Source organism: Streptomyces sp. NBC_00299, assembly GCF_036173045.1.
Classification (GTDB): Bacteria; Actinomycetota; Actinomycetes; order Streptomycetales; family Streptomycetaceae; genus Streptomyces; species Streptomyces machairae.
The window spans coordinates 3,291,102-3,300,121 of record NZ_CP108039.1 but is presented as its reverse complement, the minus strand read 5'-3'; the positions used below and the strand labels follow the sequence as shown (position 1 = coordinate 3,300,121).

Annotated in this window: 7 protein-coding genes; 1 reads left to right on the top strand and 6 read right to left on the bottom strand. The window is 71.7% G+C overall.

Annotated elements, in window-relative coordinates:
* Window positions 1–17 precede the first annotated feature (17 nt).
* The 4 genes from OHT51_RS14340 to OHT51_RS14325 are packed head-to-tail and all read right to left on the bottom strand — an operon-like array spanning window position 18 to window position 6,412.
* On the bottom strand, window positions 18–1,088 hold the full coding sequence (locus OHT51_RS14340; protein ID WP_328879323.1) for a MupA/Atu3671 family FMN-dependent luciferase-like monooxygenase: 1,071 nt from the start codon (window positions 1,086–1,088) through the stop codon (window positions 18–20).
* Window positions 1,079–4,657 carry an amino acid adenylation domain-containing protein gene (locus OHT51_RS14335; protein ID WP_328879322.1) on the bottom strand — a complete coding sequence of 1,193 codons (3,579 nt, stop codon included), beginning with the start codon at window positions 4,655–4,657 and terminating at the stop codon, window positions 1,079–1,081. The genes OHT51_RS14340 and OHT51_RS14335 overlap by 10 nt, the downstream gene beginning before the upstream one ends.
* 28 nt (window positions 4,658–4,685) lie before the next feature.
* Window positions 4,686–4,892: an MbtH family protein gene (locus OHT51_RS14330; protein WP_328879321.1), complete on the bottom strand. Its 207-nt coding sequence runs from the start codon at window positions 4,890–4,892 to the stop codon at window positions 4,686–4,688.
* A gap of 2 nt (window positions 4,893–4,894) precedes the next feature.
* Window positions 4,895–6,412 (bottom strand): MFS transporter, encoded by a 1,518-nt coding sequence (locus OHT51_RS14325; protein ID WP_328879320.1) that lies wholly within the window; start codon window positions 6,410–6,412, stop codon window positions 4,895–4,897.
* A gap of 414 nt (window positions 6,413–6,826) precedes the next feature.
* Here OHT51_RS14325 and OHT51_RS14320 point away from each other — a divergent pair, with 414 nt between their 5' ends.
* Window positions 6,827–7,645, top strand: coding sequence for an SAM-dependent methyltransferase (locus tag OHT51_RS14320; RefSeq protein ID WP_328879319.1), 819 nt, complete (start codon window positions 6,827–6,829; stop codon window positions 7,643–7,645).
* 63 nt (window positions 7,646–7,708) lie between these two features.
* Here the strand turns inward: OHT51_RS14320 and OHT51_RS14315 are convergent, their stop codons facing one another.
* Window positions 7,709–8,629 carry a helix-turn-helix domain-containing protein gene (locus OHT51_RS14315; RefSeq protein WP_328879318.1) on the bottom strand — a complete coding sequence of 307 codons (921 nt, stop codon included), beginning with the start codon at window positions 8,627–8,629 and terminating at the stop codon, window positions 7,709–7,711.
* 160 nt (window positions 8,630–8,789) lie between these two features.
* Window positions 8,790–9,020, bottom strand: a complete 231-nt coding sequence (locus tag OHT51_RS14310; protein WP_328879317.1) for a DUF397 domain-containing protein — start codon at window positions 9,018–9,020, stop codon at window positions 8,790–8,792.

The window sequence follows — 9,020 nt, the reverse complement described above, 5'->3', positions numbered from 1 at the left end:
CCTTGCGAAATCCCCTGTCACGCCACGTCCTGGCGCAGTTCGGCCAGCCGGTGCAGCCCGGCCAGCACCTCGTCGCGGCCGAGGCCGAAGTCCACGAAGCAGGCGACCTCGTCGCAGCCCAGCTCGCGCAGATCGGCGAGCATCTTCCGGCAGGTCGCGGCGGAGCCGAGCAGGCTGCCCCAGGTCAGATAGCGGTGGAAGGCGAACTCGGCCAGCAGCGCGGTCTGTTCCTCGGTGAGCTCCGACGTCGCCTTGTCGGCCGTGCGGTTGGCGGTCGTCTGCCGGATGTACGACTCCAGATACCGCTTCAGCGGTACGGCGGCCAGCCGCCGCGCCTCCTCGTCGTCCGCGCCGACGAAGGTGTGCGCCATCAGCGTCACCCGGCCGTGCGCGTCGGTGCCGCCCTGGTCGGGGGCGGCGGCGCAGGCGGCGCGATAGCGGGCGATCTTCTCGGCCAGCTCGTCCCGGCTCTGCCCGACGGTCGCCCCGAGCACCCCGGTGCGCAGGTTTCCTGCGGCCTCCCAGGTCGCCGGGTTGCCGGAGCTGGTCAGCCACAGGGGCAGGGTGTTCTGCACGGGCCGGGGCTGCGGCAGGACGGCCACCGAGGTGCCGGTGCCGTCGGTGAACTCGGCCGCCTCGCCGGCCCACAGCCGCCGCAGCAGCGGGATGTCCCGGAGGGTCTGCTCGCGCCGGCCCTCGTAGTGGTCCGGGGCCAGCACGAAGTCGGTCGAGTGCCAGCCCGTGGCCGCGGACAGCCCGATCCGGCCGTGCGAGAGGTTGTCGACGACCGCCCAGTCCTCCGCGATCCGCAGCGGATGGTGCAGCGGCAGGATCACGCTGCCCGCCCGGATGTTGATCCGCTCGGTGGCAACCGCCAGCGCCGCGCTGAGCACAGGCGGGCTCGGGAACACCTGGCCCACCTGCTGGAAGTGCCGCTCGGGCGTCCAGATGGCGTGGAAGCCGAGCCGGTCCGCGGTGCGGGCCACGGTGAGGATGTCGTCGTAGGCCTCGCTGTGCCGCGGTGCACCGTCGGCCGCGAGGTCGTCGGCGGGTGTGTCGGCGCCGAAGAACATCACGCTCAGGTCCATGGCACCTCCTTCTGACTCGGGTCGTCGGTACGGCCTGTACCGGGGACGTCGGTACGGCTGCCGCGGCCCGGCTGCCGGGGAATGCGGCGTCGGCGCGGGATGGGCGCCGGGGCGGCGGGCGCCTCGGCCGGTGCCCGCTCCAGCTCGGCGGCGAGGGCGGCGACCGTGGGCGAGGTGAACAGCTGGGCTGCCGTCACCGTGCGTCCGGCGCCCGTGAGGCGGGCCGCGACCCGAACCGCACGCAGGGAGTTGCCGCCGAGCCGGAAGAAGTCGTCATGCGGGCCGATGTGCTCCACCCCGAGGACGTCGGACCAGACGGCCGTGATCTCCCGGTGCAGGGCGGAGTCCGCCGGATCGCCGGCCGTGGGTGTGGGGGAGAGGACCGCGTCCCGCGCTGCGTCGGCCCGCCGGGGCGGCTCCGGCAGCGGCAGCCGGGACAGCGGTACGTCCGGCTCGGCGGCCGTCGCGCGCAGCGCCTCGACGACCGCGTCCGCCAGCCACTCGACGAACTCCGCTTCCAGACACGAGGTCCGGTACTCGAAGACCAGCGTCATACCGTCCGGCGCGCCCGACGGACCGTGGTCGTCGGTGACGTCGACCAGCAGCTCGAACCGTGCCGTGCCGGTGCGCAGCGGCTCCACGCCGGACTCGGCGCCGGGCAGGTCCACCTCGGCCCGGACGTTGTTCTGCAACGCCAGCACGACCTCGGTGAACGGCTGCCGCCCCGGGGGCCGTACGGGGTTGAGCGCTCCCACGACCTCCTCGAACGGCACGTCCTGATGGGCGAACGCGTCCAGCGCCGTCTCCCGGGTACGCGAGAGCAGCTGCCGGGCCGTGGGGTCGCCGGACGCGTCGTTGCGCAGCACCAGCATGTTGACGAAGAACCCGACGACGTCGTCGACCGTGCCGTCGTGCCCCCGCCCGGCGGTGGGCGAGCCGACCGCCAGATCCTCACCGGCCCCCGCACGCACCAGCACGGCCGCGAGGGCGGCGTGCAACGCCATGAAGAGCGTGGCGCCCTCCGCCCGGGCCCCGTCGACGATCAGCGCGTGCGCTCGGGCGTCCAGCCGCCGTACGACCGTGGCGGCGTCCCGACCCGGCACGGCGGGCCTTCCGGAGCGCCGCGGGAGCAGGGGGCCACCGTTCGGGAGGCCGGCCAAGGTCTTGCGCCAGAAGCCGAGCTGGGCCGCGGCGAGCGATCCCGGATCGTCCGCCGCGCCCAGCCGCTCCTGCTGCCGGCGGGCGTAGTCGGCGTACGGCACCGGCAGCGGCGCGAGCTCCGGTGCGGCGCCGGAGACCCGGGCGGCGTAGGCCCGCGACAGGTCCCGGAAGAGCGGGGGCAGGGACCAGCCGTCGCCCGCGATGTGGTGCAGCACGAGCAGTAGCGCGTGCTCTCCCGGCCGGTCCTGGATGCCGAACAGCACGGCGTGCAGGGGTAGTTCGGCGGTGAGGTCGAACCGGTGCCGGGCGGCTTCGGCGACGGCCTTGTCCAACTCGCCAGATGTCACGTCGACTTGCCGAAGCCGAGGCAGGGCCTCGGCGCCGGCCCGTATCCGCTGGCGCGGCTCACCGTCGCGCTCCTCGAAGACCGTACGCAGCGCCGTCTGCCGGGCGGCCACGTCCCCGAGGGCGGCCCGAAAAGCCTTGGGGTCGACCTCGCCGCGCAGCCGCACCAGCACCGGAAGCGTGTAGGCGTTACCCGCGTCGACCTGGTCGAGGAACCACAGGCGGCGCTGGGCGTACGACAGACGCAGCGCATGCCCCTCCGGGGCAACTACGGCGTCCTCGTCCCGCCCTGCCTTCTCGTCCCGCCCTGCCTTCTCCTGGCCGGCCTTCTCCACATACGGCACCAGCGCCGCCGGTGTCCGGCACTCGAACAGCGTCCGTAGGCCGACCTGGGCGCCCAGCGTCAGCTGGAGCCGCCCCAGCAGCCGCGCCACCGTCAGCGAGGTGCCCCCGAGCGCGAAGAAGTCGTCCTCCGGACCGACCGACGCCACCCCCAGCACCTCGGAGAACAGCGCGCACAGCGCCTCCTCGACCGGGCCGGACGGCTGCCGTGCCGACGCCGACGCGAGGGAACCGGTGACCGGGCCGGGCTCCGGCAGAGCGGCGCGGTCCAGCTTGCCGTTGGGAGTGAGGGGCAGGGCGTCGAGGAGCACGAAGGCGGCCGGGACCAGGTAGTCGGCCAGTACGCGGGCCGCGTGGTCCCGCAGGTCCTCTTCCAGCAGCCGGTGTTGATGTCCCTCACGCGGGACGACGTACGCGATCAGCCGCTTGTCACCGGTGGCGTCGGGACGGGCGACCACGGCGGCCCGGACGACACCCGGATGGCGGGCCAGCACCGTCTCCACCTCGCCGGGCTCCACTCGGAACCCGCGGATCTTCACCTGCGCGTCGGCACGCCCCAGATACTCCAGCACCCCGTCCGCCCGGCGCCGCACCAGGTCACCGGTGCGGTACATCCGGCCACCGGCGGGCCCGTACGGGTCGGCCACGAACCGCTCGGCGGTCAGCTCGGGACGGCCGCAGTAGCCGAGGGCGACGCCCGCCCCGGCCGCGTACAGCTCACCCGTCTCACCGTCCGCGACGGGCCGCAGCCGCTCGTCGAGCACCCGGAGCCGTTTCCCGGCCAGCGGACGCCCGATCGGCACCGGGCTGCCGTCCCGCACCTCCTCGGCGGTGACCGGATGGACGGTCAGGAAGACCATTCCCTCGACCGGGCCGTAGCCGTTGCTCAGCCGCAGCGCGGGGTAGCGCTCCAGGGCGCGGGCCGCGTGCGCGGGCGACAACGGCTCGCCTCCGACGATCAGTTCGCGCAGGCCGGCGAGCGCCCGCGGGTACTCGTCGACGATCACGTGGAAGAGGGAGGCGGAGAGATACAGGGAGGTGACGGCGTGCCGCTCGACCAGGCCGGCCGTCAGCACCGGGTCGGGGCGCTGTCCGGGGTGCAGTACGCACAGTCCGCCGTTCAGCAGCGGACCCCACAGCTCCATCGCGAACGCGTCCCAGGACACCGGGGAGCACTGCAGCCACACCGCGCCGGGCCCGAACGACGCGAAGTCCTGCCCGGTCAGCGTCCCGGTGATCGCGGCATGCGAGGCGACGATGCCCTTCGGGCGGCCGGTGGAGCCGGAGGTGAACATCACGCAGGCCGGGTCCCGCGGCCGAACCTCCACGGTGCCGCGCCGCAGTGGCTCGGCCCCTTCCGCGTCCTCCACGGCCACCGACTCGACTGCGGATAAAGGCTGTGGGGAACCGCGCCGGGACACGACCGCCGCGACGCCCGCGTCCGCCGCCATCCCGCGCAGCCGTTCCGCCGGGAAGTCCGGGTCGAGCATCGCGTAGCCGGCACCGGCCTTGAGCGTGCCGAGCAGTGCCACCACCATCTCGGCGGACCGGTCCAGGTACACGCCGACCAGGGCCCCCGGCCGTACGCCGTGCCGCCGCAGCAGCCCGGCCAACCGGTCGGCCCGCGCGTCGAGTTCGCCGTAGCTCAGCCGCTCGTCGCCGGACACCAGCGCGGTCGCCGCCGGGGTCCGCCGGGCCCGTTCCTCGAAGAGTTCATGCACGCCGTGCAACGCCCCCGTTGTCTCCGTCTCAGGCATCGGAGGCCGTGCGAGCGGGACATATGTCCGTCCAGCGGTCCTCGACGTAGGCGAGGCAGTCCGCGCGGCTGCTCGCGGTCAGGGCCACGTCCCACCCGTCCGGCACGGTGATCCCGTCGGGCCAGAGCGAGAACTGGCCCTCGGTGTTGGTGAGTACGTGGTAGGTGCCGTTCTCGTCCTCGAACGGATTGGTGGTCATGGTCAGCCCTCCACGAATTCCTTGCGCCCCGGGTTCTCGGGGTGATCGGGGTTCTCCGTGCCCTCGGGGTCGCCGGGGCGCCCGGAGCTGTCGGTGGCACCGATGCCGGTGGCATCGATGTCGGTGGCTTCGCTGCCGGTGTCTTCGGGGGAGCCGTCGCTGACATCGGGCAGCAGCGTGTCGATCTCCCGCACCGTGCGCCGCGTCATGCTCAGCACCCCGACGGCGATGCCGCACAGGCCGGCGATGAGCAGCATCGCGGCCATACCGCTGCCCGGCCCGTCGCCCACGAGCGGCCCCAGCACCACGAAGATCCCGGTACCGGCCGCGGCCTGCGGTTCGAAGACCTCGTCGGCGAGCGGCCCGGAGACGGCGGTTGCCAGCGGGACGGAGAGCTGCGACAGGAACATCACAGCGCCGAAGACCCGGCCGTGCCACTCCTGAGGCACCTTGGTCTGCACGATCGCCTGCATCACGCCGTTGATCATCGGCATCAGCGCCGCGCCCACGAGAATGGCCGCGCACCAGCCGACCACGCCCCCCACGAGTGCCATCGCCACCTGGGCGGACAGGCACATCCCGATGATCCCGAGCAGCATGCCCCGGGCCCGGTTCTTCGGCCCGCTCCACGCCGCCATCAGCAGCCCGCCCGCGACCCCGCCGACGCCGATCGCGGTGTTGACGCTCGCCAGCGCCGCGGTCTCACCGCCGGACCGGGCCAGAACCATGGGCTGTACGGCGGCGAAGCCGAAGACCATGACCAGGTTGACCACGCAGAAGGCGAGCATCAGATCGCGCAGGCTCGGATACCGGAAGAGGAACCGCATCCCCTCCATGGCCTCGGCGGTGAGCTTCTTGCGCGGCCCACCCGCCGGCTTGATCGCGGGACCGGTGTCCCCCCGCATCCTTACGACCCGGATGGCGACCAACGCGAGAGCGAAGCTCACCAGGTCGGCGACGAGGATGAAACCGAGCCCGGAGAACGCCACCAGCAGCCCGCCCAGAGCGGGACCGCCGACGTCCGCCGTGCTCTTGGCGCTGGCCAGCAGACTGTTGGCCCGTTGCAGCTGGGCCTTGTCCACGAGCAGCGGCACCGAGGCGCCCAACGCCGGGAACTGGAAGGCGGCAGCCGAACCGAGCAGCATGACGGCGGCGTAGACCTCCCAGGTGTGCAGCCCGCCGGTGAAGTGCAGGACGCCGAGCAGCGCCACGATCAACAGCCCTCCGCCGTCGGCCACTTGCAGCGCCGTGCGTCGCTTGACCCGGTCGACGAAGGCTCCGGCGAGCGGGCTCAGCAGCACCTGGGGGAGAAGGGCACACAGCGACAGCGTGGTCAGGGCCGTCGCGCGGCCGGTGGCCGACCAGGTCTCGAAGACGAAGGCGAAACGCAGGACGGAATTACCGACCAGGGATATCGCCTGCCCGCTCCAGACGAGCATGAAGGGGCCCATGCCGGCGAACCGGCCCGGCCTTCCCCCGTCCTGCGCGGTGTCGTCGAGCGAGCGCGCCGAATCGGCCACGTGCGTACCCCCGTCGAATGTGGCTTCCGACCGAGAACCCTAGTTCGAAGTGGCGCGCAGCACAGCCCCGATCATGAAAGGCGTCCGAGAAGCCCTCACGGATGCACCTCGATGGCTGTGAGAGTCCGCTCCATCTGGCGTCGAACTGAGGTTCCTCGTATGCATCTACGAATCTTTGACGACACAACGACATCCGGGACGAGAGACGCCATCTCGGGACAATTCCGTTGCCTCTCGGCGGGGTTGCCCGGGTTGCGTTGCGTTCCCGTCCCCGGTTTACCGTGGGCGTCCGCTCGCCGAGGGGGTCATTTCCCCGGCGGTTGACCGATGGACTGGCCCCACCAACTTCCCCCTCCCTAGGATGTGTTGTCGGCGAGGTGATCTCCTCGGCCGGCCCTGTGACTGGGGGAAACGATGGAGCCTGGAAAGCAGCTGTCCACGTCGATCGATGCCACGATCCCGACAGCCGCGCGCATGTACGACTACTACCTCGGCGGCAAGGACAACTACGCCTCCGACCGAGCCGCCTGCGAGGAGCTGGACAAGGTCGTCCCCAGTACCCGCGCCCTCGCCCTGAACAACCGCCGCTTCCTGCAGCGCGTGGTCAGGACACTGGCCGAGGACCACGGCATCCGGCAGTTCCTCGACCACGGCTCAGGCCTGCCCACCCAGAACAACGTCCACCAGGTCGCCCAGTCCATCGACCCGTCCTCGCGCGTGGTCTATGTCGACAACGACCCGATGGTCCTGGTCCACGGCCGCGCCCTGCTGGACCAGAACGACAACACGGCCGTCATCCACGCCGACATGCGCGAGACCGACGCGATCTTCTCCCACCCCGACACCGAGCGCCTGATCGACTTCTCGCAGCCGGTGGCGGTGCTGTTCAACTCGGTCTTCCACTGCATCCCCGACAGCGACACCGACGGCCCCCTCGCCGTGGCCCGCCGGGTGCGCGAGCACCTCGCGCCCGGCAGCTTCATGCTGATGTGCCAGCTGGTCAGCGAGGACCCCAAGGTCCGCGAGTTCGTCACCGACTTCATGGGCCAGGCGACCCAGGGGCACTGGGGCCGAGTGCGCGAGGAGAAGGACGTCGCGGCGTACTTCGAGGGTCTGGAGATCCTCGAACCCGGCCTGGTCGAGGTCTCCACCTGGCGCCCCGACACCGAGGTGGCGCCGCGCCAACTCACCCAGGAGTGGATCGAGTTCGGCGGCGTGGGCCGACTGCCGTAACGAAGCTTCGCGCCCCGGGGCGCAGCGCCTCACCGGGCGCAGCGCCCTTTCAGGTGCAGTGCCTTACGGGGCAGGGGAGTACCGGGCCTTCGTCTCGCGCAGCCGCTCCAGGGACTCGCGCGGGTTGAGAGCCTCGTCGCCGAGGCGGTCCAGGGCGATCCGGTACTCCTCCGTCTCGTCCTGGTCCTCCAGGAAGGCGGCGCTCTTGATGTGCTCCAGATAGACGATGTCGGCCAGATCGACGCCGCCGAAGCGCAGATAGGTGACGGGAATGGCCGGCGCCGACGCGTTGGTCACGTCCAAGGGCACGATCTGCAGGGTCACATGGGGGAGCTGCGCCATCTCCTCCAGGTACTCGAGCTGCTCGCGCATCACCTCGCGGCTGCCCAGCATCCGCAGCAGCACCGACTCGTCGACGATCGCCCACAGCTGAGGCGGGTCCACGCGGCGCACCAGCTCCCGCCGACGCATCCGCAGCTCCACGCGCCGCTGCACCTCACGGCCGGGCGCCGACGGCAGCCCGCGCTCCACCACGGCACGCGCGTACGCCTCGGTCTGCAACAGGCCGGGCACGTACTGGATCTCGAAGGTACGGATGGCCGTCGCGGCCTCCTGCAGCCCCACCAGCCGGTCGAACCACTCGGGCATCAGCCGCTTGTCATAGCGCTGCCACCACCCCGGCTCACCGGCACGCTTCAGCAACTGCAGCAGCACCGAGGCCTCGTAGTCCTCGGACCCGTACTCCTTCAGCAGCAGGCGGACATCGGCCTCCGTGGGCGGCCGGCGCCCCTTGCCCGCCTCGATGCGCGACAACTTCGCCGGACTGAAACCCACGGCACGCGCCGCCTGGTCCTGGGACAGGCCCGCGTCCTCGCGGAAACCCGCCAGCTGGACGCCGACCAGCATTTTCAGCAGGGTCGGCGCGGGTTCGGTCCGGCTCAGGTAGGGCTCGAGGCGGGAGATGCGAGGTGACTCGGCGGACATCCTGACTCCCCGTAGACCGGCATACGACAGACCGCATTATCGCATCCCGCCGCCCCGTGCCGCCGGAACCGCAGCAATTAGAAGGCTCAACTTCCGCTTCCCGGCGGCGCTTCGCCTCCCGTCCGGTCCTCCGTCCAACCCACCGGTCCTCCGTTCAGGATCAAACGAGGTGGTCGAACTCTCCCTCCTTGGCACCCGCCAGGAACGCGGTGATCTCGGCCGGCGTGTACACCAGGGCAGGTCCGTCGGGGTCACGGGAGTTGCGCATCGCGATGCTGCCGTCGCCCAGGCCGGCCACCTCGACGCAGTTGCCCTCGGCATTGCTGTGCCGGCTCTTGATCCAGCGGACGCCCAACGAGCTGGCCCGTACGCCGTTCTGTGCTGTTGGCAC